At 65.8% G+C, this 23,911-nt stretch carries 23 protein-coding genes; 8 read left to right on the top strand and 15 right to left on the bottom strand.

Going from position 1 to position 23,911, the window contains the following annotated elements; all coding sequences use genetic code 11:
• Positions 1-39: 39 nt before the first annotated feature.
• Positions 40-1,452 carry a M20 family metallopeptidase gene (locus tag AAHM38_RS08035; RefSeq protein WP_116575493.1) on the bottom strand — a complete coding sequence of 471 codons (1,413 nt, stop codon included), beginning with the start codon at positions 1,450-1,452 and terminating at the stop codon, positions 40-42.
• Between the two features lie 234 nt (positions 1,453-1,686).
• Between AAHM38_RS08035 and AAHM38_RS08030 the strand changes: the two genes are divergently transcribed.
• Positions 1,687-1,962, top strand: a complete 276-nt coding sequence (locus tag AAHM38_RS08030) for a hypothetical protein (RefSeq protein WP_012762729.1) — start codon at positions 1,687-1,689, stop codon at positions 1,960-1,962.
• Between the two features lie 28 nt (positions 1,963-1,990).
• On the opposite strand, the gene AAHM38_RS08025 is transcribed toward AAHM38_RS08030, so the two are convergent.
• The 4 genes from AAHM38_RS08025 to AAHM38_RS08010 form a co-directional block, all read right to left on the bottom strand.
• Positions 1,991-3,301 (bottom strand): HipA N-terminal domain-containing protein, encoded by a 1,311-nt coding sequence (locus AAHM38_RS08025; protein ID WP_116575492.1) that lies wholly within the window; start codon positions 3,299-3,301, stop codon positions 1,991-1,993.
• 498 nt (positions 3,302-3,799) lie between these two features.
• A complete protein-coding gene (locus AAHM38_RS08020) occupies positions 3,800-4,732 on the bottom strand; it encodes a DMT family transporter (RefSeq protein ID WP_116575491.1) in 933 nt (310 codons plus the stop codon).
• Between the two features lie 57 nt (positions 4,733-4,789).
• Positions 4,790-5,338 carry a methylated-DNA--[protein]-cysteine S-methyltransferase gene (locus AAHM38_RS08015; protein ID WP_116575518.1) on the bottom strand — a complete coding sequence of 183 codons (549 nt, stop codon included), beginning with the start codon at positions 5,336-5,338 and terminating at the stop codon, positions 4,790-4,792.
• 13 nt (positions 5,339-5,351) lie between these two features.
• A complete protein-coding gene (locus AAHM38_RS08010; RefSeq protein ID WP_116575490.1) occupies positions 5,352-6,827 on the bottom strand; it encodes a DNA-3-methyladenine glycosylase 2 family protein in 1,476 nt (491 codons plus the stop codon).
• A gap of 137 nt (positions 6,828-6,964) precedes the next feature.
• On the opposite strand from AAHM38_RS08010, the gene AAHM38_RS08005 reads away from it, so the two are divergent.
• Positions 6,965-7,711, top strand: a complete 747-nt coding sequence (locus AAHM38_RS08005) for an SDR family oxidoreductase (protein WP_012762724.1) — start codon at positions 6,965-6,967, stop codon at positions 7,709-7,711.
• Between the two features lie 8 nt (positions 7,712-7,719).
• On the opposite strand, the gene ypfJ is transcribed toward AAHM38_RS08005, so the two are convergent.
• Positions 7,720-8,604, bottom strand: a complete 885-nt coding sequence (gene ypfJ, locus AAHM38_RS08000) for a KPN_02809 family neutral zinc metallopeptidase (protein WP_116575489.1) — start codon at positions 8,602-8,604, stop codon at positions 7,720-7,722.
• 315 nt (positions 8,605-8,919) lie between these two features.
• On the opposite strand from ypfJ, the gene AAHM38_RS07995 reads away from it, so the two are divergent.
• Entirely contained in the window at positions 8,920-9,510 is a 591-nt protein-coding gene (locus tag AAHM38_RS07995) for a hypothetical protein (RefSeq protein ID WP_116575488.1), read from the top strand.
• Between the two features lie 16 nt (positions 9,511-9,526).
• Here the strand turns inward: AAHM38_RS07995 and dapA are convergent, their stop codons facing one another.
• The 4 genes from dapA to AAHM38_RS07975 all read right to left on the bottom strand — a co-directional run bounded on the left by dapA (position 9,527) and on the right by AAHM38_RS07975 (position 13,945).
• On the bottom strand, positions 9,527-10,411 hold the full coding sequence (gene dapA / locus AAHM38_RS07990) for a 4-hydroxy-tetrahydrodipicolinate synthase (protein WP_116575487.1): 885 nt from the start codon (positions 10,409-10,411) through the stop codon (positions 9,527-9,529).
• Between the two features lie 8 nt (positions 10,412-10,419).
• Positions 10,420-10,767, bottom strand: coding sequence for a hypothetical protein (locus AAHM38_RS07985; RefSeq protein WP_116575517.1), 348 nt, complete (start codon positions 10,765-10,767; stop codon positions 10,420-10,422).
• 129 nt (positions 10,768-10,896) lie between these two features.
• Positions 10,897-12,213 carry an MFS transporter gene (locus AAHM38_RS07980; RefSeq protein WP_116575486.1) on the bottom strand — a complete coding sequence of 439 codons (1,317 nt, stop codon included), beginning with the start codon at positions 12,211-12,213 and terminating at the stop codon, positions 10,897-10,899.
• Between the two features lie 103 nt (positions 12,214-12,316).
• Positions 12,317-13,945, bottom strand: coding sequence for a gamma-glutamyltransferase family protein (locus AAHM38_RS07975; protein WP_116575485.1), 1,629 nt, complete (start codon positions 13,943-13,945; stop codon positions 12,317-12,319).
• 123 nt (positions 13,946-14,068) lie between these two features.
• Here AAHM38_RS07975 and AAHM38_RS07970 point away from each other — a divergent pair, with 123 nt between their 5' ends.
• Positions 14,069-14,953 carry a LysR family transcriptional regulator gene (locus AAHM38_RS07970; protein WP_116575484.1) on the top strand — a complete coding sequence of 295 codons (885 nt, stop codon included), beginning with the start codon at positions 14,069-14,071 and terminating at the stop codon, positions 14,951-14,953.
• Positions 14,954-14,987: 34 nt separating this feature from the next.
• Complete coding sequence (locus AAHM38_RS07965; protein WP_012762716.1) at positions 14,988-15,398, top strand: DoxX family protein; 411 nt, start codon at positions 14,988-14,990, stop codon at positions 15,396-15,398.
• Between the two features lie 9 nt (positions 15,399-15,407).
• Here the strand turns inward: AAHM38_RS07965 and AAHM38_RS07960 are convergent, their stop codons facing one another.
• The gene (locus AAHM38_RS07960) at positions 15,408-16,964 is read right to left on the bottom strand and encodes an MFS transporter (RefSeq protein ID WP_116575483.1); all 1,557 of its coding nucleotides are present in this window, start codon (positions 16,962-16,964) and stop codon (positions 15,408-15,410) included.
• A gap of 73 nt (positions 16,965-17,037) precedes the next feature.
• On the opposite strand from AAHM38_RS07960, the gene AAHM38_RS07955 reads away from it, so the two are divergent.
• The 3 genes from AAHM38_RS07955 (at position 17,038) to AAHM38_RS07945 (ending at position 19,479) form a co-directional block, all read left to right on the top strand.
• Positions 17,038-17,946, top strand: coding sequence for a LysR family transcriptional regulator (locus AAHM38_RS07955; protein WP_116575482.1), 909 nt, complete (start codon positions 17,038-17,040; stop codon positions 17,944-17,946).
• A gap of 64 nt (positions 17,947-18,010) precedes the next feature.
• On the top strand, positions 18,011-18,976 hold the full coding sequence (locus AAHM38_RS07950; protein WP_009241329.1) for a LysR family transcriptional regulator: 966 nt from the start codon (positions 18,011-18,013) through the stop codon (positions 18,974-18,976).
• 35 nt (positions 18,977-19,011) lie between these two features.
• Complete coding sequence (locus AAHM38_RS07945) at positions 19,012-19,479, top strand: MliC family protein (protein ID WP_116575481.1); 468 nt, start codon at positions 19,012-19,014, stop codon at positions 19,477-19,479.
• On the opposite strand, the gene AAHM38_RS07940 is transcribed toward AAHM38_RS07945, so the two are convergent.
• The 4 genes from AAHM38_RS07940 to AAHM38_RS07925 form a co-directional block, all read right to left on the bottom strand.
• A complete protein-coding gene (locus tag AAHM38_RS07940) occupies positions 19,476-20,435 on the bottom strand; it encodes an MBL fold metallo-hydrolase (RefSeq protein WP_009241327.1) in 960 nt (319 codons plus the stop codon). The two genes, AAHM38_RS07945 and AAHM38_RS07940, sit on opposite strands and share 4 nt — an antisense overlap.
• A gap of 38 nt (positions 20,436-20,473) precedes the next feature.
• Positions 20,474-20,935 carry a DUF192 domain-containing protein gene (locus tag AAHM38_RS07935; protein WP_116575480.1) on the bottom strand — a complete coding sequence of 154 codons (462 nt, stop codon included), beginning with the start codon at positions 20,933-20,935 and terminating at the stop codon, positions 20,474-20,476.
• A gap of 90 nt (positions 20,936-21,025) precedes the next feature.
• Complete coding sequence (locus AAHM38_RS07930; protein WP_116575479.1) at positions 21,026-22,366, bottom strand: cytochrome-c peroxidase; 1,341 nt, start codon at positions 22,364-22,366, stop codon at positions 21,026-21,028.
• Complete coding sequence (locus AAHM38_RS07925; protein WP_116575478.1) at positions 22,363-23,877, bottom strand: metallophosphoesterase; 1,515 nt, start codon at positions 23,875-23,877, stop codon at positions 22,363-22,365. The genes AAHM38_RS07930 and AAHM38_RS07925 overlap by 4 nt, the downstream gene beginning before the upstream one ends.
• Positions 23,878-23,911: the final 34 nt, after the last annotated feature.

Raw genomic sequence — 23,911 nt, 5'->3', positions numbered from 1 at the left:
CCCGGTGACCAGGCGGGCCGCGCCCCTCTCAACGCCGGCTTACTGGCCCGACGCCTTGTTCCATTGCAGTGCATTGAGCACTGCCAGCGACATCGCCGTCACGCCCGTCTTGATGGACGGTTCGGGCACCGGTGCGAACAGCGGAGAATGATTGGTCGGCAGCGGCTTGGCACCCGGCTTGAGCGAGGCGAAGAATGTCTGCGGATCGTTCACGCCGATGAAGAAGAACATTGACGGGATGCCCGCGTCAACAAACGCCGAGAAATCTTCGCTGGCCGTGATGGGCGGCACGCGCAGCACGCGGTCGTTGCCGAAGGCGGTCTTGAACATCGCCTCGGTGCGCGCGACCACGGTCGGGTCGTTGTTGACCGCCTTGCCGCCTTCGGTGATCTTGATATCGGCGTCCGGCGCGCCCGACATCTCGGTGACGGCCTTGGCCGTGCGCCGGATACCGTCGAGCATCTTCTGGCGCACCGCCGGCTTGTACGAACGGATCGTCCCGCGCAGCAGCACGCTGTCCGGGATGATGTTCTCAGCGCTGCCGCCCTGGATGGCGCCGATGCTCACCACGCCAAATTCCTGCGGATCCTTCTCGCGGCTGATCACGCTTTGCAGGTCGACCACGAAGCGCGCCGCCATCATCACCGGGTCAATCGTCTTGTCTGGTGCAGAGCCGTGCCCGCCACGACCTTTGAACGTAATTTCCAACCCGTCGGAGTTCGACGTGATCGGGCCGCTGTTGAAGACGATCGAACCGTACGGCCCCGGGCCCGTGTGCAGCGCAAACGCATAGTCGGGCTTGGGGAAGCGCTTGAAGAAGCCGTCGTCGATCATGCTCTGTGCGCCCGATACGGTTTCTTCGGCAGGCTGTGCGACGAACACGAGCGTCCCGTGCCAGCGATCCTTGAGCGACACCAGCGTCTTCGCCGTGCCCACCCACGACGCCATGTGCAGGTCGTGCCCGCAGCTATGCGCGACGCCCACGTCTTCGCCGCGCCATTTCGTGTGGACGTGGCTGGCGTAGGGCAGGCCGGTTTTCTCCTCCATCGGCAGCGCATCGAGTTCGGTGCGCACCAGGATCGTCGGGCCGGCGCCATTGCGATAGACCGCCACCACGCCGGTCTTGCCGACATGCTCCGTCACGGCAAAGCCGATCGTGCGCATCTGCTCCGCTAGCTTGGCTGCCGTGCGCGTTTCCTGAAACGCCAGTTCCGGGTGCGCGTGGATGTCTTTGTAGAGCAGGTCGAGCTCCCCATATTCGGCATTGACCGCCGCGTCCACCGCAGGCTTGATCTGCGCCACGTCGATCCCGCCCGCCGCGGGTGCAGCCTGTGCTGGCGCGGACGATGCACCGCCGGGGCTGAACGGAATCTGTGCGAATGCCGGCAAGGCAGCACCGGCCAGCAGCCAGGCAAGCGCAGTACGTTTCAAACGGATGGGTGGCGTGATCATGTTGTCTCCTGTCGTTGTGGTGGCGCCGCTAAAGTCGTTGCTTGGTCAATCGATTCGATTATGCAACGTGATTCAGAGCATGTGCACCCGGGGGCATCCCCAATTCGACCCTTGCGAACCAGACGGCACACGGAAACGACCGCTCAGGGATGAGCGTCACGCTTGGCACTCGATAGGCGCTTTCCTAGACTGGGTCAGGTGTGCTGTTCCAGTGAATCGAACATCGAAACGCGGATGAATCCGACGACGTCCTGTCTACAGCTAGCGTTTCGCGATGCCCCGCCCGGGGAGACGGCGATTCGTGCGGCGCTGGAAGCCGCGCAGCGGGTGCTCGAGCGCAGTGGTGTGCCACCGCGCGAGGCATTCGCGGCGTACCAGGCCTTTGCCAGCGGCGCCGGAAGCCCCGATACGCTTGCGCTGACATTTGCCCGCGCCGAAGCCGAGGCCATGGATACGCTGGCAGCGCACGGTTACGCCCGCTACGGCTCGGTCAGTCTGGCGGCGCTTTAAGCGCCTGCGATGGGCGCGCGTTTCAGCGTCAGACTTCCGCCGTCTTGCCGCCCAGCCGCCGTGCCGTCTCGGACACATGGCGGTGGATGCGCGCGAGGAAGTCGATCTCCGCTGCGCGCGTCGGTGAATGTCCCAACGCCTGCGAGAGATGTGTCGCCACGAATGACGACTGCGGCGCCAGCATGCTGATCAGACGCAGCAGCTCGCGGCGCGCCTGGCTGGCGTCGTAGCCAAGGTGATCGGCCAGGGCGAGCAGCGCGTCTTGGTCGATGGCGTCGTAGCGGGCGTGCGCGTCCGGCGAGAGTTCATCGGCATTCCATTCGTTGGCGTAGACCGCCGCACAGAACAGGTGATCGTGCGCGGCGAGGCGGATGCCGTCCGCACCGACGTGGAAATGCAGTGTGCCGGCCGAGGCATTGCGGCCGCCGATCAACAGGCAGAACACCATCCAGCGGAACAGCGCGGCGGTTGCAGACGCCGGATCCGCGCACAGGCTTGCGCATTCTGCGACCTGCTCGACGGTGATCGGCAGGAAGCGGTGCTTGGGCGAGAGCCCCAGCAATTGCACCGCCGAGACGACATAGCGCGCCTGCACCAGCGCGGTGTCGTCGCTCTTGCAGCGCAGCGTGCGATCGAGGCGCTGCACCACGGCGGCAGTTTCCGGAAATTGGCGCAGCCCGATGAACGGCGTGTCTAGACCGATGCTGCGGCCCAGCAGCGTGGCCCAGCAGTGATTGATGGTGGCGTAAGGAAGGTGCGCGCCTTCGCCGAGATCCAACCGGACGAAATGGCTCGATTGCGCGGCATTGGCCGGCGCGGAAAACCGGCCCAACCACATGGATACAGGCAGGCCATTCGAAGCCAGGAAGGGCAGGCTGATTTCTTCGGGTGCTTCAGCAGCATCGGTGCCGTAGCGTGCGCGAGGTTCCGCCGCGCGCAGCGGCGTGCTGCGGGGCGGGCGCCCAACGGTTTGCTGGAACTGCAGCACCAGATCGCGTTCGGACAGCCCGTCGGCGCGGCCGCTGCATGGCTTGAGGCCGCTGGGCACCAGGGCCAGCGGGCCATCCAGATGCGGCGCTGCTTGTGCGAGATGTTCTAGCGCCGCGGCCGCCGCCTTGGGCGTGCTGCGCGCCGCTTCCGGCAGCAGGTATTCAAAGAAGTGGCGTACCGGCTGGGCTTTTGCCGTGTCGGCGATCATGCCGGCGCCCCGCGGCAGGTGCGGGCTCAGATCGAAGCCCTGCGAAGAAGTCTGCCAGCGTGCATCGTATTCGAACGCCCAACCGCTGCGGCCGCACGATAGCTGACCGATCAGATGCTTGTTCAGGTAGACGTCCAGCATGCGCGTATCCAACGTATTTGATGGAGCGTGCGTAGTCGGCTGTGCAGCGGAGAACCCGCCGGCAATCGGGAATTTGGCGGTTTTGCAGTCAATGCGCCATTCCCTTGCACGCCCCTCATCGACCGAGGGCGAGCATAACAAAGAAAATCTTCGCATCGCGCGGAGATATCCGATTTCGATGATGCAATTTTCTCAAATCGGATTATCGGATTGCTAAGATCGAGTGCGCATTGGTCGATGTTTCAGGCATCTACTTCAGTTTTGCAGATTTTTTAATACTCGCTGCGGAGTCAATGCCCAGGCCATTGAATAAATTTCAGAGCGATGGCGCTGGCGTGGCATTCATTACAAATGGTGGAATTAAGTCCGTCGCAATGCGCGAGGGGGAGAGGAAATAACGGCATTGCCCATGAATTTAGCCGAGCAATTAAGCGTCGGCTTCAAGTGGACTTTGAGCAAGCTATTGCGCCCCGGACAGCCGGGGCGCTCATTGGCCATTCAGCGGCCCGAACGCAAGAGCGAATCTTTATCGCTTGCTGGGGTGGTGCCATTTGCAGCTGCTTTTTTGCCGGGTGCGAACACGCCGGTCGACAGCGACGTCCCCAGCAGGATCACGGCGCAGCCAATCACCATGTTCAACGTCAGTTGCTCGCCCAGAAACAGGATGCCCCATAGCACACCGAATACCGGGATCAGGAAAGTGACCGACACCGCGCGCGTCGGGCCCACATGCGCAACAAGGCGGAAGAAGAGGATGTAGGCGACGCCCGTGCACGCAATGCCCAGCGCGATGACGTGCAGCCACACGCCGCCGGTGGGCGTTTGCGCCGGCCACAGCCAGTAGGCCAGCGGTGCAAGTACGATGGCGGCGGCCAATTGGCTGCCGGTCGCCACGGCCAGCGGCGGCACGCCGGTCAGGAAACGCTTGGTGTAGCTGCTGGCGACGCCATACAGCACGGTGGCGGCCAGCGCGGCCGCCACGGCCACGCCGCCCTGTTTTGCGTCGATGACAGACGACCCGCCGACCAGCACGATCACGCCGACAAAGCCGATCGCCAATCCCAGCACGCGCAGCGACGACATCCTTTCTCCCAGCCAGGTGAAGGCGACGATGGCCGCAAACAGCGGGGCCGCAGCGTTGAGCACCGAGGTGAACCCCGCCGTGAGTGTCAGTTCGGCATAGGCAAACAGGCAGAACGGGATGGCCGAATTCAGCACGCCCACCGCCAGCAGATGCGGCCAGTGCGTGCGCAGTGCGCCCATGCCGCCGCGCAAGGCCAGCGTCGGGACGAGGAAGCACGAGGCGATGGCCACCCGCAACGCAATGAGCGCAACCGGTCCGAAGGGCGGCGCGGCAACGCGCATGAACAGGAAAGAGCCGCCCCACAGGGCAGCGAGGGTGAGGAGTTCAAGCACATCGGAGCGGCGCATGGGGTCTCGTTATCGTTGTTGGGATGTTGTGCGCGCATTGTCCGCGCGATTTGGTTTTTATGCAGGCAGCAACGCCAGCAAGCCTTGCCGGCCGTCGCCGGGCATGGGCAGGCGTTCGCCAACCTGCGCGGGGTGCCCTTCCATCCGCAGCAGCGCGGCCTTGCGTGGCAACCCGCCGGCATAGCCTGTGAGCGCGCCGTCCGCGCCGACCACGCGGTGGCACGGGATGGCAATCGAGATCGGGTTGCGGCCCACGGCTGTGCCGACCGCGCGCGCATGCTCGCGGGTAAGTCCGAGGCGCGCGGTGATCTGGCCGTAGGTGGTGCGATTGCCGAATGCGATGCCGCACAGCAAGTGCCAGACGTCTTGCTGGAACGGCGTGCCCTCAGGGGCCATCGGCAGGTCGAAGTCGTGCAGCTTGCCGGCAAAGTACGCCGTGAACTGTGCCTGCGCCTCCCGGATGATCGGGATGTCCGCGCCCGGCAACATCCGCGCGGCGCTCATCGGAATCGTTTTCTGGCCTGGAAAGAATGCGCCGGTCAGGTGAGTCTCGGTGGCGGTCAAAAGCAGATCGCCGAGCGGGCACGCAAAGATATGGCGGTACATGGCGGTCGATTCTTCAATGCGATACAGGTTGGGGGAGCGCAACCTCGCAGTGCCAGAGATGCATGGCGGCATACGCGCGCCACGGCGCCCAGGGCTCGGCACGCTCGATCATGGCGCGGCGCCCGGGCAACGTACCGTCGGCGTCAGCAAGGCGTTTGCGCAAGACGTAGTCGCCCAGCGGAAACGCGTTCGGCCAGCTCAGCGCCCGCATGGCAACGTATTGCGCAGTCCATTCGCCCACACCGGGCAGCGCTTGCAGGGCAGCCAGCGTAGGGGCGAGCGGCACCAGGGGTTCGAGCCGCAGCCTGCCGCAGAAGATGGCGCGGGCAAGTTCGACGACGGCGGCAGCGCGGCTGGCCTGCAGACCGGTCTGCGCGGACAGCGCCTGCGCGTCGATGTTCGCCAGTGCAGCCGCGCTCGGGAACGCCGCCAACAGCCCTTCGCGCGATTGCTGCAATGGCACGCCATACGCGGCAGTCATGCGCGAAAGAATGCGCCGCGCCTGCGCCAACGAAATGACCTGCCCGGCGATGGCGCGCACGGCAATCTCGAAGCCGTCCACGGCGCCCGGCACGCGCAGGCCGGGCGTCTCGGCAGCCAGCGTGCCGAGGTGCGCGTCGACCAGATCCGGCCGGCAATCGAGGTCGAACAGCCGCCGCGCGCGTGCCAGCACCGGCGGCATGGCGTGCAGCAGGCTGGGCGACAAAGTGAGCGCCACTGCGTGGCGTTGCGGCACATTGCGCGCGTGCAGCCAGCCGATGTGCCGCATGCCGCCGTAGTCGACGGCAATTGTGCGGGCGTAGCTGTCAGCGTCGACCACCTCGACGCCATCGACTGCACGTGCCTGCAGAAACGCAAGCAAGGCGTCCCACGCAAACGGCGGCCGGTAGCCGAGCATGAGCGTGGGGCCGTCTTCGGCGCGGGGCGCCGTCGTGCGCGAACGCAGGCGCGTAGGAGCAAAGCCGTAATGCTCGCTAAAGCCGCTGTTCAGCCGTCGGACGCTCCCGAAACCGGCTGCAAAGGCAACATCGCCGACGGGCATGGCGGTATCGGTCAGCAGCCGTTTGGCGAGCAGCAGACGCTGGGTTTGCGCATATTCGATGGGCGAGACGTCGAACTCGGCGCGGAAGATGCGGCGCAGGTGGCGGTCGGTCACGCCCACGGCTGCGGCCAGTGCGGCCAGGTCGTGCTCTTGCAGAAAGCCCTCGTCGATCATGCGGGCGGCGGCCCGTGCAAGGTTGGACGACATTTCCGCCAGGCTGTGGCCCGGTGCCAGTTCCGGCCTGCAGCGCAGGCACGGCCGAAAACCCGCGCGCTCGGCGGCGGCGGCCGTGGTGAAGAAGCGGCAGTTCTTCTCCAGCGGCGTGCGGACCGCGCAAACCGGGCGGCAATATACGCCGGTGGATGTCACACCGACGAAGAACCAGCCGTCGAAGCGGCGATCGCGCGACTGCACGGCGTGGTAGCAGGCGTTGTGGTCGAGATGCATGGTGGTGATCGGGGAAGCCGGCAGCTAGTCTAGCCCTGTCGAGTCGCAGGAGTTCGCCGGATTCGGACACATCCCTCGATGCCAAAACATCGGCATCTCGGCACAATTGCGAACACAACAACACATCGGGAGACGGCATGTCCAAGACCATCGTCATTACCGGCGGGAGCCGGGGTATCGGTCGCGCCACGGCGGTGCTGTGTGCGCAACGCGGGTGGTCTGTCGCGCTGCAATATCGGGGCAATCGGCAGGCGGCGGAAGAGACGGTGGGGCTCATCGAGCAGGCCGGCGGCCATGCGCTGGCCGTGCAGGGCGATGTGTCGAGCGACGAGGATGTGATTGCCCTGTTCGAAGCGGCGGCCGGACGCTTTGGCGCGCTGCACGGCGTGGTCAACAACGCCGGCATCGTCGCCGAGGCCCAGGACGTGGCCGACATGACAACCCACCGGCTGCGCACGATGTTCGAGACCAACGTGCTGGGCGCCTTTCTGGTGGCGCGCGAGGCGGCGCGACGCCTGTCGACGTCGCGCGGCGGCGTGGGCGGTTCAGTGGTGAACGTGTCGTCGGCAGCGTCGCGGCTGGGGTCGCCGCACGAATATGTCGACTACGCCGCCTCCAAGGGCGCCGTCGACACCATGACGCTGGGATTGGCGCGTGAACTCGGGCGCGATGGCGTGCGCGTCAATGCGGTCCGTCCCGGTCTGATCGAGACCGATATCCACGCCTCAGGCGGCCAGCCCGATCGCGCTCAGCGCCTGGGCAGCGCCACGCCGATCGGCCGCCCCGGCACGCCGCAGGAAGTGGCCGAGACCATTGTCTGGCTGCTCTCCGATGCGGCGTCTTACGTGACCGGCGCGCTGCTGGATTGCGCGGGCGGGCGCTGACTGGGCGATCAGGCGTCGGCCCCGGCGCGGAAGGTGTCGCACTGGCGAATATCGCCGCTGTCGAAGCCCTGGCGGAACCAGTGCATGCGCTGTTCGGACGTGCCGTGCGTGAAGGCGTCGGGCGTGACGCTGCGGCCGGCGTTGCGCTGCAGCGTGTCGTCGCCGATGGCGTGCGCTGCGGTCAGCGCCTGCTCCAGGTCGCCGCGCTCGAGCAGACCGCGTTGCTGCGCAAAGTGGCCCCACACGCCGGCCAGGCAATCGGCCTGCAGCTCCAGCCTGACCGACAGCGCGTTCGCCCCGGCCTGCGATTTGCCGGCCTGCGCACGGCTGACCTTCTCTGACACGCCCAACAGATTCTGCACATGGTGGCCCACCTCGTGCGCGACGACGTACGCGGCGGCAAAGTCGCCGGGCGCGCCGAACTTGCGGCGCAGTTCGTCGAAAAAGCCGAGGTCGAGGTAGACCTTCGTGTCAGCCGGGCAATAGAACGGTCCGACGGCCGAGGTAGCGTCGCCGCAGCCCGAGCGGATGCCCTGGCGGAACAGCACGAGCTTGGGCGGCTGATACGCGCGGCCGGCTTGCTTGAACAGCTGCGTCCACGTGTCTTCGGTGTCGCCGAGCACGTGCGAAACCAATTGCTTGCTGCGGTCGTTGTCGGTTTCCCCGGTCGGCCGGGCTGGGCTGTGCGGCGCGGATTGCGTCGGTGCATTCTGCGAAACCTGCATCACCATGCCGAGGATCTCCAGCGGGTTCTTGCCCATCAGCAAGCCCACCACGGCGACGATTGCGATGCCGCCGATGCCCAGCCGCATGCCGCCGCCGCCAAAGCCGCCGCCCGAGGATGCGCGCTCATCCTCCACGTTGTCGCTTTCGCGCATGTCATCCCAACGCACGATGTTCTCCTTAAGTCCGGTGAGGCGAGTAGGCAGGGTCAAGCCGGATGTCACACCCGGTAAACTTTGCAAAGTCTACCTGCTGTGCGTACATACGGGCATGCCGCCGCGCTGCCGAATCGTCTGCGTGCAGCACAGATGCAAGGAGCGGCAAGGGCTCGCGGGAATTTGCGGCGCTGCACCAAAGCCGGCAAGAAACTTGCTAACCAAGGCTGCTCATCCCCCGTCCGGCTGTCACACATATGACATGCGGCGGTTCCCGAATAACGATCGGCAGAAGATGACGCTGCCGCTCCATGATGTCGAGTTCTCACCATGCGCTTGCCCGCTTCGATCACTGCTCAACCCCCCGTCGCCACGGAGCCGTCGCATCTGGCCGCTACCCATGTTGATCCGACTGAGGTGTCGGACGTGGAACAGGCTGCAGCCGGGCCCAAGCCGTGGTGGGAACGCGTGTCGGGTGTCGTGTTAGGCGGCGCATTCAGCAGCGTGGCCGCTGCGTTGATTGCCGTGACGGGTGCGATTTACGTGGGGATGTACCACGCACCCTGGGTGAAGAGCCTCGCCAGCCACACACCGACGGCCGAGCAGGCCGGCGATGCGATGAGCGTGGCCATGGCGACCGGTACCGCCAACGCCGCTGCGCCGGCGTCGACTGCGGCACCCGCGCCCACGGAAGCAGCCACGCAACCTGCATCACCCGATCGGGTTGCGGCCGCGCGCGACCGGATGGAGCAACGCGTCTACTCGCAAGTGCAGCAGCCCCGCGCCCGCACCGTGGCCGAACGCGAGACGGTGGAGGAAAACGAGGCGCCCGCCCCGGCCAGCACCCGCCGTCGTCACCGCAGCACGCGCTACGTGCACCATAGCGCGCCGTTCAACGCAGCCTGGTACAAGGGCGCCTGATCCGTCCTCCCTACACCTAGGCCAGTCGTAACCGGCAATCCGCTTCGACATCTTCCAACGCGCGCATCGCTGCCAGCAGGCGGCGGTGCAACGACTCCGACACCGGCAGAATCGGCGCGCGTGTGTCCGGGCCGATGCGTCCTTCCGCTGACAACAACGCCTTGACCGGCGCCGGGTTCGGTTCTGCGAACAGCAGCGCAGCCAGCGGTGCCAGTGCGTCAGCCAGCCGTTTGGCCTCGTCGATGCGGCCGGCGCGATGGTGTGCGACCAGCGCCACGAACAATTCCGGCCGCAGATGCGCGCCGGCCAGGATGCCTCCCGTGCCGCCATGTGCGAGGCAATCGAGCAGCGCGCTGTCATCGCCGCTCAGCACATCCAGCGGCCCATCCTGCAGCGCGCCGAAATGCCCAGCCACACATTCCTTGATGGCGATGATGTTGGGCTGTTCAGCCAGCGCCAGCGCGGTATCGGGCGTGATCGAGACACCTGTGCGCTTGGGCACGTTGTAGAGCACCACGGGGCGGGCCGTGCTGGCCGCCACGTGTGCGTAGTGCCAGTGCAATCCCGCTTGCGAAGGGCAGACGTAATACGGCGGGGGCACGAGGTAGCCGGCGCTGTTCCACCGCTCGTAGTGACGGATCTGCGCGCATACGTCGCGTGTATCCGTCGCGCCGACGCCGATCAGAAACGGCGTGCGCTCGCCGCAAGCGTCCGCGATGGTTTCCAAAACGGTGTAGCGCTCGATCTGCGAGAGCAGCGCGGCTTCACCGGTCGTGCCCAGCGCCACGAAGCCCGACACACCGGCGCCCTCGTAATGGCGTACCAGTTGCCGCAGTGCGGCGGTGTCGACCTGTCCATGATGGAACGGCGTGACCAGCGGAATCCAGATTCCTGAGAACATGGCACGCCTCAATGCAGCACAGCATGCGCGCGCCTGTGCGACGTGCGCAGCGGCGTAATGCGGCCCAGCGTGGCGCGCGGCAAGCCATGCAGCAGCGCGTCGATTACCGCATCCACATCTGCGTGAGCCAGTTCGAGATCCACGGTGACCGCTTTGCGGCGCGCGTCATGCCGCACGATGTACAGCCCGAGCGCGTCGCCAAGCAATGCGTGCATCTGCCGCCGAACCGCATGCGGTGTGTCACCGGGCACGGTCACGCACAGACACACGTGCTGTTGTGCCGGCAGAGCAACCTGGCGAGGTACCGCCGCCGGAGAAGGCGGCAGCAATTGCGGAACCAGCGAAGACAGGAGCATCGATCGCGCCATGATGGAAGGTGGCGACGACCCGCGTCGCCATGTCGTTGAACATGACGACACCGTATCGATTCGCTCGTAAAAAGCGTGAAAAAGGGGTGTGACGCTCCGTAAAGAAAGTGTAAATGCTCAGCCAGCGTGCACTTGCCTGCGACGACGCAGCGCGATGATCGTCAGCGAGACGCCGCTCACCGCGGCTGCTGTCAGCACGTAGTAGCTCGGCGCCAGCGTATCGCCCGTGGTGTGGATCAACCACGTGACGATGAACGGCGCGAATCCACCGAACAGCGTTACGCCCAGGCTGTAGCCGAGCGACAGGCCGGTCGAGCGCACGCGCGTGGGAAAAATCTCCGACATCAACGCCGGCATCGGGCCCGAATACGCTGCTTTGAAGATGCCCGACACGGCTTGTAGCGCAAGCAGTGCACCGATGGTCGGATACGCGCGCAACAGTGCAAACATCGGGTAGATCAGCAGGATCATCAGCGCCGATGTGGTAAGCATGATGCGGATGCGGCCAATGCGATCCGACAGCGCGCCCATCACCGGCGAGAGCAGAAACTGGAGCCCGCCATTGAGCACGACCACCGCAAATGACTGCGCCGCCGGCAGGTGCAGTTGCTTGACGGCGTACGTGGGCATGTAGAGCTGCAGCACATAGACCGACACCGTCGACTGCGCCACCACGCCCACCGCTAGCAGCAGGTTGGTCCATTGCGCTTTGAATGAAGCCTGCGGGTCGATGGTCGTCTTCTTCTGCTCGGCAACGAACTCGGGCGTCTCGTCCAGATGGCGGCGGATGTAGAAACCGACCGGGCCGACCAGCAGGCCGAAGATGAACGGCAAGCGCCAGCCCCAGCCTTCCAGATCGGCCGGCGAGAGCGATGCCGTGAGCAGCGCGCCGAGCCCCGCCGCCAGAATGGTCGCAATGCCCTGGCTGGCGAATTGCCAGCTGGCGTAGTAACCGCGCCCGCGCGTGCTGTGCTCGACCATGAAGGCCGTCGCGCTGCCGAATTCTCCACCCACCGCAAAGCCCTGCACCAGGCGGGCAAGCAGGATGGTGACGGGAGCGACGATGCCGATCTGCCGATAGCTCGGCATCACGGCAATCGCCAGCGTCCCGATGATCATCAGCAGGATCGACAGCGTCAGTGCGGCCTTGCGCCCCTTCTTGTCGGCATACATGCCAAGCACGATCGCACCGACCGGCCGCGTGATGAACGACACGCCAAAGCTTCCCACCGCAAACAGCAGCGAGACCCATTCGTCATCGGCCGGAAAGAACAGCTTGCCGATGATGGACGCGAAGAAGCCGTAGACGAGAAAGTCGTACCACTCGAGCGCGTTGCCGATCGACGACGAAATGACGATGCGGCGCGCGTGGGCTGCACTTGTGGTTGCAGGGCGAGCGGGTGCAGCAGCGCCTGCCGCAGAAGGTGCGGTCATGGTGAGGGTTCCTTTGGTGCCGGCCGGGATCGTTTTTTATGGGAACCGCAGCGCGTCGCCCGCCCGGTCCGACGGGTCAGCGCGCTGGTGCAGCGGGGCTTCTTTAGAAGCCTACTGCGTGGCCGTCGCGGCGGCTGTCGCTGGCGGCCACGTAGCCGTGGTCGGCATCGTCCGACAGGCGCCAGATGAACTGGCCAGAGCCGAAATCCATGTACGGATCGGCCACCGATTCGAGCTTGTGCCCGCGTGCTTCCAGCGCGGCGACGGTCTTGGCGTTCATCGTGCCTTCCACGTCCAGCGTGAAATCGCGGTTGACCTTCCAGCGCGGTGCATCGCACGCGGCCTGCGGCTGCTGCTTGTAATCGAGCATGCGCACGAGCGTCTGCAGGTGGCCTTGCGGCTGCATGTCGCCGCCCATCACGCCAAAGCTCATCTGCGGCTGGCCGTCCTTGGTCAGGAACGCCGGGATGATGGTGTGGAATGGCCGCTTGCCGCCTTCCACCACGTTGGCCGAGCGCGCGTCCATCGAAAAACCGAAGCCGCGATTCTGCAGGCTGATGCCGGTGCCCGGCACCACCACGCCCGAGCCGAAGCCCATGTAGTTGGACTGGATGAACGAGACCATCATGCCGTTCTCGTCGGCGGCGGTCAGGTACACCGTGCCGCCGGCGCGCGGCATGCCGAAGGTTGGGATCTGCGCGCGGCCCATGTCGATGAGCTTGGCGCGTGCATCGAGGTACGCGTCGTCGAGCATCTGCTCGGGCGTGACTTCCATCGAGCGCGGGTCGGCCACGTATTGGTAGAGATCGGCAAACGCCAGCTTCATCGCTTCAATCTGCAGATGCTGCGAGTCTGCCGAGTCGACGGGCAGGGCGCCAAGATCGAAGCGATCCAGAATGCCGAGCGCGATGAGCGCGGCGATGCCCTGGCCGTTCGGCGGGATTTCGTGCACGTCGTAGCCGCGGTAGCGCTTGGTGATCGGCTTTACCCATTCGGGGCGATAGTCGCGCAGGTCTTGTGCGGTCATGCCGCCGCCGCATTCGCGCGAATAGGCGGCGATGCGCTCGGCGAGTTCGCCTTCGTAGAAATCACGGCCGTTGGTCTGGCCGAGGCGGCGCAGCGTAGCGGCTGCGTCGGGCAGTTTGAATTTTTCGCCCACTTCCGGCGCGCGGCCGTGCGGCATGAAGGCCTGCGCGTAGCCGGGCTGGTTGTGCAGCTCCGGAATGGCCGCTGCCCACTTGTGCGCAACGATGGGCGCGATGGTGTGGCCGCGCTCGGCAATCTCGGCGGCGGGTTCCAGCACATCGGCAAACGGCAGCTTGCCGAAGCGTTCGTGCAACGCAGCCCACGCGGAGATGGCGCCGGGCACGGTCACCGCGTCCCAGCCGCGTGTGGGGCGCTTGGGGTTGCCGTTGGCATCTTCGCCGTATTTCTTGCGGAAGTAATCGAGGTTCCATGCCTGCGGCGCGGTGCCGGAGGCGTTCAAGCCGTGCAGTTCCTTGCCGTCCCAGAGGATTGCGAATGCATCGCTGCCGAGGCCGCACGAGACGGGCTCGACCACGGTGAGCATGGCCGCCGCCGCGATGGCCGCATCGACGGCACTGCCGCCTGCGAGCAGCATGCGCAGCCCCGCCTGTGCGGCCAGCGGGTGGGACGTCGACACAACATTGCGCGCAAACAGCGGAATGCGGACGGTGGGATACGGATTCTGCCAATCGAAGCGGTGGGACATGGGCTTAAGCGCGAATAAACGGGAAGGTCTGACGAACGATTATTTGCGGTGCGCTCGATTTAATAAAGTTAAAATTCATTGGATTCAGCTTAAAAGAAACTTGAGATTCTACCGGACCCTTCCGTGAGTACCGTCCGCTTTCTCCGCACCTTTGTTGCCGTGGCTCGCCACGGCTCGTTTGCCGCCGCCGCCGAGCGCGTAGCACTGACGCAGGCCGCGGTGAGCCTGCAGATGCGTGCGCTCGAAACCGAACTGCGCCGCGATCTGTTCGACCGGTCTGGACGCACCGTCACGCTCAATGCGCACGGCCGCGCGCTGCTGCCGCAAGCCGAGCATCTGCTGGGCCTGTACGACGCCATGCGCATCGGCGACGAACCCCAGACGGAGTTGTCCGGCGCCGTGGCAATCGGCGCGGTCGTGTCGGTGATGGGGTCGTTGGCACATGCGGTTGCAGGGCTCAAGCAGGTGCACAAAGGGCTGGACGTCAAGCTCATCACCGGCAAATCGGGCGAACTGGCGGAGCAGGTGGAGGCGGGCGAGCTGGATGGCGCGCTGGTGGTCGAACATCTTGAGCGCCTGCCTGCCAACCTTGCGTGGCACCCGCTCTATACCGAGCCGCTGGTAGTCGTGGCGGGCCGCCATACGCGTGGCCGCGCTGAGGAAGTTTTGCGCATGCATCCCTTCCTGCGCTTCGACCGCGCGGTGCGCACGGGTGCGCTCATCGACCGCGCCCTCCGCAAGACGCACATGGCAGTCAACGAGTTCATCGAGGTCAATTCAATCGAGGCGATTGTCGAGCTGGTGCGCCAGCAAGTGGGGGTGACGCTGGTGCCCCGCCTGCGCCGCGCAAGCTGGGAGAGCGATCCGGCCCTGCGCGTGCTGCCCATGCCGCCGCAAACACCGGTACGCACGGTCGGCATGATCGAGCGGAAAGAGCATGTGCGGCACCGTGTGATCCAGGCGGTACTCGATGCGCTCGAAACCACACTTGGCAAATCCAGCGCCTAGACTTGAAGCACCAAGACCGGCTCCGGAGGCTGCTATGGACGCATTCATTCAACGCTGGCGCGACGAGTTGATCTTGCTCGGTCGTGTGCTGATGATGCTGCTGTTCTTGATTTCCGGCTGGGGCAAGCTTACCGGCTTCCAGGGCACCGTCGGCTACATGGGGACGGTCGGTGCGCCCATGCCGGTAGTAGCGGCCGCCATCGCTGTCGTCATGGAATTTGGCGTGGGGATTGCCCTGTTGATCGGCTTCTGGACCCGACCGCTGGCGCTGTTGATGGCGCTTTTCGTGCTGGGCACTGCGCTGATCGCCCATACGTTCTGGAACGTCGAAGGCGCCATGCAGACCGCCAATATGGTTCAGTTCTACAAGAACCTCAGCATCATGGGCGGGCTACTGTTACTTGCCGTGACGGGGGCCGGACGGTACGCGTTGCAGAAGTCGTAGTGCGCGGGTTCAGCGCAGGGAGCGCTGCACCAACACGAGTACGGCAAACACACTGCATGCCACGGCAAACCAGCTGAAGAGTTGCGTGCCTGCCAACAACGTCGCTTGCCGATCGATTTCGGCAGAGAGGCTTGCCAACCGCTCGGGCGTGAGCGGGTTGGCAGCTTGCAGGTCTGAGGTGAACCGCGTGACGTGCGCCACGATGAGTGAGCGCGATTCCGCCTGCTGCGTCTGCAGCGACACCGCCGCCAGCCCCGTGCCTACCGCGGTCGCGAATTGGCGCGCAATGTTCTTCATCTGGTAGCCGTGCGCAAAGTCTTCGCGGTCGAGATCGAGGTACGTCATCATCGCCACCTGGATCATCACCGCGCCCGGCGTGATGCCTTCCAGAATCGACACGGGGAAGAACGCGTAGTCCGGCGCGCCCGGCATCAGGCTTGTTGCCAGCAGCAGCGCCGCTGCCGCGTACACGGCAAAGCCGATGGCGATGAAGCGCCGCTTGCGGAAGAAGAACGGCAACCAGGCGGTCATGGCGACGGCTACCACGGTCGACACTGCCCCGCTGATCATCAGGAACAGCGTGGTCGTGCGGAACGTAAAACCCAGGCCGCCTTGCGATACCGCCGGAAAGAGGTACGACCAGTACCCGCTCATCAAGTAATAGATGCCGTAGAAACCAATGCCCCACAGGTAGCGGCGGCCGTTCAGCCGCGAGAGATCGAGCCACGGGTCTGGGTGCGTGCGCAGGCGGTGGATGGCCAGCAGCAAAGAAGCCGTGCCGCCCAGCAACAGCAGCGGAATCAAAGGCGAGGCCGTCAGCCGGCTGTAGCGCAGCTCTGACAGGCCCATCAGGAACGACAGCGCGCCGATGGCCATCGCACCCACGCCAATCCAATCCCATTGGCTTTGTTGCGGCGGTGCTGCATCGGGGCGGCGTGCGGCGCGTGTGCGCGGCTGATGATGCTCGGGCGGCAGGAAGAACACCGCCATCCATGCCGCGCCGGCGAGCGCCAGTTCGATCCAGAAGATCACGCGCCATTCGCTGTATTCCAGCACTTCGGCGCAGATCCACGGCGCAATCGTGGTCAGCCCGAACAGGCCGACACTGAACATCAGCATCGGCGGAATGCGTTCGTCGGGCTCGGCCGCGAGTTGCACCAGGATGCGCGATGCCGAAAACAGGCCGCCCGCACCCAGGCCCTGGATAGTCCGTCCGATGACGAGCTCGCCGATGTTGTTGGACTCGGCGCACACCACGCAGCCGATGGCGAACAGCACGATGCCCGCCAGCGAATACATCCGGTAGCCCACGTGCGCGGCAATGCGGCCGATGGCGAGGTTGGCGACCACGGCCGCCACGGCATACGCTGTGACGGCGTATAGATACGCCTCGGGGCTCGCATGCACACCGCCCTGGATGTGCTGGCCCGCCACGGCGAACATCTGCGACGAGACAAAATCGAGACCTGTGGACAGGCCCATCGTCAGCCCAAAAGCGTGGACGCGCGCCGAAGAAAAGTGGGGAAACGCCCGCAGGGACGCGGGTTTGAGGATTTGCAGCGACATGTGCCCGAGCTTAAACTTGCCCGCCAGCCGGATAAACGGCCAACTCTAGGAACACTGTCCAGTCATGCGAACAATGGAGTGGAACGATTGGGAAACCTTCTGCCGCGTGGTGGAGGCCGGCAGCTTTACCGCCGCCGCCGAGGCGCTGGGCATCCCCAAATCGACCGCCAGCGCCGCCGTTTCACGGCTGGAAGCCGGGCTGGGCGTGCGGCTCATGACGCGCACCACGCGACAGTTGCGGCTGACCGAAGCGGGCTCGCACTTCTACGACGACATCGCGCCGCTGTTCGAGCGCCTGCGCGAAGTGCACGCCGACACCACCGCGGCCAGCGAGACCGTGGCCGGCACGCTGCGTATCGCTGCGCCGTACGAAGTCGGTGCGCAGCACCTGACCGAACCCGTGTGCCGCACGCTGGAGAAATATCCGCATCTGCAAATCCAGGTGCACATCTCGTGGGAACAGCCCGACCTGCTGGCCAGTGGCTACGACATTGTCTTCGTGATGGTCGATCAGGTGCTGCCGGATTCCTCGCTGGTGGCGCGTCGCGTGGTGCTGATCCCGCGCGGTTTGTATGCGTCGCCGACCTTGTTGGCGGAACGCCCCCCGCTGAAGACGCCAGCAGACCTCGCCGGCTGGCCCTGCCTTTCGGGCCCCGACGACGCGAGCTGGGCCTTCCGCCCCATCGGCGAGCCGACGGCCGAGCCGATCGAAGTCCCGATCCAGCCGCGCCTGCAGACCCTGAACGCCGAAATGCGCGCCCGCGCCGCCGTGCGCGGCCTGGGCGTGGCACGCATGGCGCGCTCCGTGGGCGATACGGAAGTCGCGGCCGGCAGGCTCGTGCGCGTGCTGCCCGATTTCGAGCTGACCGCGCTGCGCGTCTACGCGCTGATGCCGGCTCGCAAGCTGGTGCCGCGCAAGGTGCGCGTGTTTCTGGATGCGCTGGAAGCGGAGGGCGCTTCCGCCACACCGGCACCCGCCTAGCCGAAGACCGGCGCTGGATGTCACAATCGGCGCTTCCCTATTCGGATTGAGAGGACCGGCGGCCATGCGTCTGCGCCAGATTGAAGTCTTCCGCGCCGTGATGCTGGTCGGGACTGTCAGCGAGGCGGCGCGCATGCTGAACGTGTCGCAGCCCGTGGTGACGCGTGTGCTGCAGCACACCGAGCTGCAACTCGGCTTCCGCCTGTTTGACCGCACCAAGGGCCGCCTGCAGCCCACCGCGGAGGCGTTCGAGCTGTTCAGCGAAGTCGAGCGGTTGTACCAGGAGGTCGAGCGCGTGCGGCGCGTGTCGGCCAATCTGCGTCACAAGGGCGCCGGGCGCTTGCGCGTGGCGGCAACGCCCAGCCTGGCCCCAAGCATCCTCGCGCCTGCCGTGCGGCGTTTCTCGCAGCGCCATCCCGATACGCTGGTGCGCGTGTTCACGCATCACACGGCCGAGATCGTGCAGGGGTTGCTCTCACAGGACATCGACGTCGGTTTTGCCTTTGCGCCGCCCGTGCATCCGGCCATCAGCACCACGCCGGTCGCGCAGGGTCGCATCCTCCTGGCCGCGCCGCGCGCCTGGGTGGGCGGCAAGACGGACGGCCGCGCGCTGCATAAGCTCCTTGCCGAGAAGCCGTTCATCGGACTGGAAGACCAGATCTCGCTTGGCTCGCTGGTCGGGCAGACATTGGCGCGCGGCGGGCTGGCGCCGCAGTCGACGTTGGAAGTGCAGACGTATTCGCTGGCGCGTTCGCTGGTGGAGGAGTCGCTCGGCGTGACGATGCTCGATCAATTCACGGCCGCCACCGGCAGCATGGAGCGCATCGCGCTATTCGCGCTGGAGCCCGCGCAGACGTTTGACGTGCGCGCCATGCGAGCCGAGCATCATGCGCCGTCATCGTTGGCCGACAGCCTAGTGCAGTGCTTTGCCGAGGCCGCGCGTGCGCTGTCCGATGAACTCCCGCAGCGCGTCGAGCCGACAGCATTCGTGCTCAAGCCCACCGAACCTGACAGCGACGCAGCGGACTAACCGACTTGCGCTGACCATTCTCAGGAGACGGATCCATGCGTCGTTTCGCAACTGCAGTGATGTTCGGGCTGGCGCTGGGCGCCGGCGCATTTAGCGGTATCGCCGCCGCCCAGCAATCGCCGGTGCCCGGTATGTCGTCCGACGATCTGAACACGGCTCTCGACTTTGCCAAGGCCGGTCTCAACAAGGCCATCGATCAGGCGCGTGCGTATTCGGCGTTGCCGATCAAAGACCCGCACGACGTGCGCTACACGTGCGAAGGCGGCAAGACACTGCTCGTGAAATACATGACGGTGGGCGACACCCCGCTGGCCGCCATGACGCTCAACGGCAAGACGCTGGTCTTTGCCAACGTGATGGCCGCTTCGGGTGCGCGGTATGCGTCGGGCCAATATGTGTGGTGGACGAAGGGCCCCACCGGCTTCCTCACCGACGAGACCCTGCCCGGCGGCCGCAATCAGCTCTACCGCGATTGCAGCGAAGCCACCAGCGGCCGGCCTTAAATTTCCTGCAGATCGTGCCCGACGATGATCTCGCCCTTGAAGTGCGGGCGTACGGCATCGAGCCAGACTGAATCTTCCAGATACGGGTACCCGCCGGGCACGAAGTGCGACAGCACCAGCGTCTTCACCTTGGCCTCGGTAGCGATGCGGCCGACCTCATCGGTGGAGGTGTGGCTCGCCAGCAGATGCTCGCGCAGCGTCTTGGCGTTCGGCTCGGTGGACAGCAGCTTGTCGAGCGACGGCAGGTGCATCACCTCATGAACGAGCACATCGGCGCCGTACGCCAGGCGCACGAGGTTTTCGCTCGGTGCCGTATCGCCGGAGATGACGATGGACCGGTCTGCCGAATCAAAGCGAAACGCAAATGCCGGCGACACTGGCGGGTGCTTGACCAGCGCGCTCGTTACCTTCACGTTGGCGTCCTGCATGACCAGCCCGCCTTCGCTGATTTCGTGCGGATGAATCATCGGCGCCAGCGGCGGACGGCCCTCATCGGCAATGCGCGTGCGGATGTCGTAGTCGTACAGCTCCAGGAACTTGGTCGTCATGGCGGCCAGCGGGGGCGGGCCCCAGGCGTCAACGGGGCCGGTCAGGTCGGTGGCCCACGCCAGCAGCATCAGCGTGCCGTAATCGGCGTTGTGGTCGGAGTGCTGATGCGTGAGGAAGACGTGGCGGATGTCCTTGAGCTTGAGGCCCGCCGTCACATACTGGCGTGCGACACCGTTGCCGCAATCGACCACGTACGACACGCCGTTGATGACGATCACCTGTGCCGGCGCCGAGCGATTCTTCTTGGGCGTGGGCCCGCCTGCCGTGCCCAGCAAGATCAAGCGCGTGCCCTTCTTGGGCGCATCGGCGGCCAGGGCATGCAGCGGCAAACCGGCGGACGCCGCACCCGCGGCCAGCGCGCCGGCCTGCTGCATCCAGCGGCGACGGTTGTTGTCGAAGGCGTGCATGCGGCGGTCTCCTCTCTGTTGTTGTATGGGCGTGGGCCTTAGCGCGGCAGCCCGCCCACCTTCATGCCGGGCTTGACGCCCTTGCGTGCAAACCAGCCCTTGTTCATTTCCAGCGCGTAGCTGCCGGCCCGGGTGGGGCAGTGGTTGTCTTCGGTCTGCGGCTTCATCTCGGCAATGTCGGAGATGGTGCCGTCGTCGGTGATGAAGGCGATGGACAGCGGCAGGTCGGTGTTCTTCATCCAGAAGCAGTGGCCGGCGGATTCATCGAACACGAACAGCATGCCCGCGGTATCGGGCATGGACTTGCGGAACATCAGACCGGTCTCGCGCGTTTGCGGGGTGGCCGCCACCTCGGCCTTGACCTTGTACATGCCGATGGTCAGGTCGACCACGGGCAGGCCGGTATTGGGGGCGGTGGGCGCGGCGGGTGTCTGGGCGAGGGCTACGGTGGCGGCAACGGCCAGCGACAGAGCGGCGAAGAGGCGGGACAGGGTGGTCATGGCGCGAACGGATCAGAAAAGAAACGCTCCATGATCGGCACTCGGCCAGCCGCCGTCAATGAAACGGCGGCGGGCTGTGCGACGAAGTTGTTACCGCGTGTTGGTGCCCGCGGGAGGCTGACGTTCGAGGGCGACCGTCTTCGCGGCCACCTTTGGCGCATGCGCAGCGCGCGCCTTGTCGGCTGCCGGATCGGGCATCAGCGCCACATACCGCGCATCGGTGAGCGTGCGCAGGAATGCAACGATGTCGTCAATTTCGTCTTCCGTCAGCGCAGGCGTGGTGCCGGGGCGGCGGTTCATCGGCACGGCATTCACGTTGATGTTGCCCTGGTACTTGGCCGGCACATCGTTGAAGCGCTTGCCGCCGGGGTACCACTGCGCGGGGTCGGTGGAGCGTGTGGCATAGAAGGCCACCGTGTCGCGCAGGGTGCGGAACACGCCGTTGTGCATGAACGTCTGGCGCACCGCCACGTTGCGCAGGCCCGCCGTGCGGAAGTAGCCGCACCACTGATCGGGCTCCGGCCATTTGAGCGTGCGGGCGGTCTGGCACAGGCCGACGTCGAAGTGGCGTGCGTCCTTGTTGGCGGGCAGCAGCGGGTTGCGCGGCACGGCGATGGCGTCGTAGCCGAAATCCGTGAACAGGGACCGCTCCGGCCGCGAAGACGATTCCACCATCAGATGGCACGACGCACAGTTGCCTTTGTCCGGATTGCGGAACAGGGCGAGGCCGCGCATCTCGGCGGCGGAAAGTGGCGTGCGCTTGCGCAGGAAATCGTCGAAGCGGGAGGTGAACGGCGCCAGCTCGTCGCTCTGGAAATAGGCCTCCAGCGCCTTGCCCAGCACGCTGACCAGGCGTTCGGGCTCATGCACCGCATTGGCGCCGAACTGTTTTGCAAATGCCTCGCCAAGGTCGGTGCCGGCCACCTTGCGCTGCAGGTCGCGCGCTGATCGGTTGCCCATTTCGTCCGGGTTGAACAGCGGGCCGCGAATCTGTTCCGGGATGGAGTCTGCGCGGCCATCGGCAAAGAAGCCACCGAACGGCGACGGGAAGCTGGCGTCGTCGTCCTGGAAGAAATAGCGATGCGGGATGTAGCGCAGATACAGCAGCGACGGCGCGTTGCGTGCCGCCACGTGCCCGGGGCGGCTGCCGGCCGGCACGCCGATGCGTAGCGCCTCGCCCTTCAGCGTCGGCGCGAAGGCGCGGCCGGGGTCATGGCACGCCGCGCACGACGTGCCTTGCGGCTCCGACAGGCGCGGATCGAAAAACACCCGCTTGCCGAGCGCGACGAGGTTCGGGTCCGGCTTGAACGCGGTCGACTCGGCGGGCGGCGGCACGGCGTCCAGCCTGAGCGTCAAGCCGATCGATTCAGCTGCCGCCGCACCCGAGCAGAGTGCGGCGGCAATCCACAGCGCGGTGCGCAGGTGCTTCAAGGTGCGACGAAGCCTGTCTTGTCGCACACCAGGCTCGTGCCGTTCTGCGTGCACGTTGTCAGCAGCTTGCCGGCTACGGTGTAGGCCTTGAACAACCAGCCCTTGGCGGGCGCGGGCTGGCGGTCCATCACCATGAAGCCGAACGAGTTGTTGTGCGAGATGCTGCCCACCGTTACCCCCGAAGCCGGGCTGATAGCCGGGAACGGATCGGGCAGGGCCACGTCGAGCGAATCGCCGGCGTTGCCGGCAACAATGGTCGCGGGGTGGTTGCTGGTGAAGTTGATTGCCTGGAAGTCATGCACGTGGCCGTGCAGCGCGACCTGCACGCCCGGCGGGTAATACGCCGTGGCGTTCAGGCTGTTCATGACCGACAGCAGCGCCGCATTGCCGCCCAGCGGCGTGCTGCCCGCGATGGGCACGAAGCCCAGGATCGGATGGTGGTTCGTGAAGATCGACATCACGCCCGGCTTGGCGGCCAGCGTGCCCACCGTGCTGAACTGCTTCTGGTAGGTCTGGAACCACGGGTCGGTCGTCGCCAATGCCGTCGTGCCGGCCTTGGCCGAATCGAACACGATGACCTGCGTGTCGCTGCCGAGCGCTACGGCGTATGGGTCCGACGCGTTGGCAGCGGTGTCGTTGGCCGGGTCGTCGCAAGAGCGGGCGGTGGAGTACGGGCGTGGATCCAGGAAGCGGTACCAGCCTTGGCCGGCGCGCGCGCATTCCTCGTGGTTGCCGCGGACCAGCACCCACGGGGCCGCAGCCATCAGCGGAGCGGCGGGCTGGAACAGGTCGGCCTGCCACGTATCCCAGCCGTATCCCCAGGGGCTGCCCTGGCAGCCGGCCACGTCAGGCGGGCAGGCGTTTTCGCGGTAGTGGTAGTCGCCCACGTGCAGGACGAGGTCCGGGTTCATCTTGGCGGCCGTGGCGGCAGCGCTCGCAAACGGCCACGACAGCGGGTCGTTACACGACTGGAACGTGTTGCTCGACTTCTTCATGCGGCAGCCGGTGTCCGCCAGGATCACCACGCGCTGCGGGTTGGCCTTGGGCAGCGGCAGCACGCGCGCGCCGATCGACGCGGCCTTGGCCGTGGAGGCCACGGTGGCTTCGCAGGCATTCACAGGGAACGACGAGGCTTTCGAATCGCTGGCGGCGCTGGCCGTGGTGCGTTGCGCCGGCGTGCCGGCCGCCACACGCAGCGTCATGCGCGTGGAGGTGCCGTCCACCGTCAGCAGCGGGCAGACCGAGCTGTCGACGGGCGAGGCGCTGTTCGTATAGCTCGTGACGGCGCGCACGACAGCCTGGTTGCTGTCGCCGATTTCCACCCATGCGGCCTGGATGTTGGCGTCAGCCGTGGCCGCATCCGAAGGCGTGGCCGTCGACACCGGCGTCGAATCGGACGACGAGCCACCGCAGCCTGCAATTACAGCGGCAGCGGCCAGCGCGGCAAGAGAGAGCATCGTGAACACGGTGCGTTTTCGTCGCACCGGAGCGAACATCGATCGGAATTCCATTGCGCCATCCCTGTTTCTTGTTGTGAGGAGTGGG

The organism is Ralstonia sp. OTU4908 (genome assembly GCF_038440115.1).
Classification (GTDB): domain Bacteria; phylum Pseudomonadota; class Gammaproteobacteria; order Burkholderiales; family Burkholderiaceae; genus Ralstonia; species Ralstonia pickettii.
Note: the sequence above shows the minus strand (reverse complement) of the source record. Positions and strands in the feature narration are given on the sequence as shown.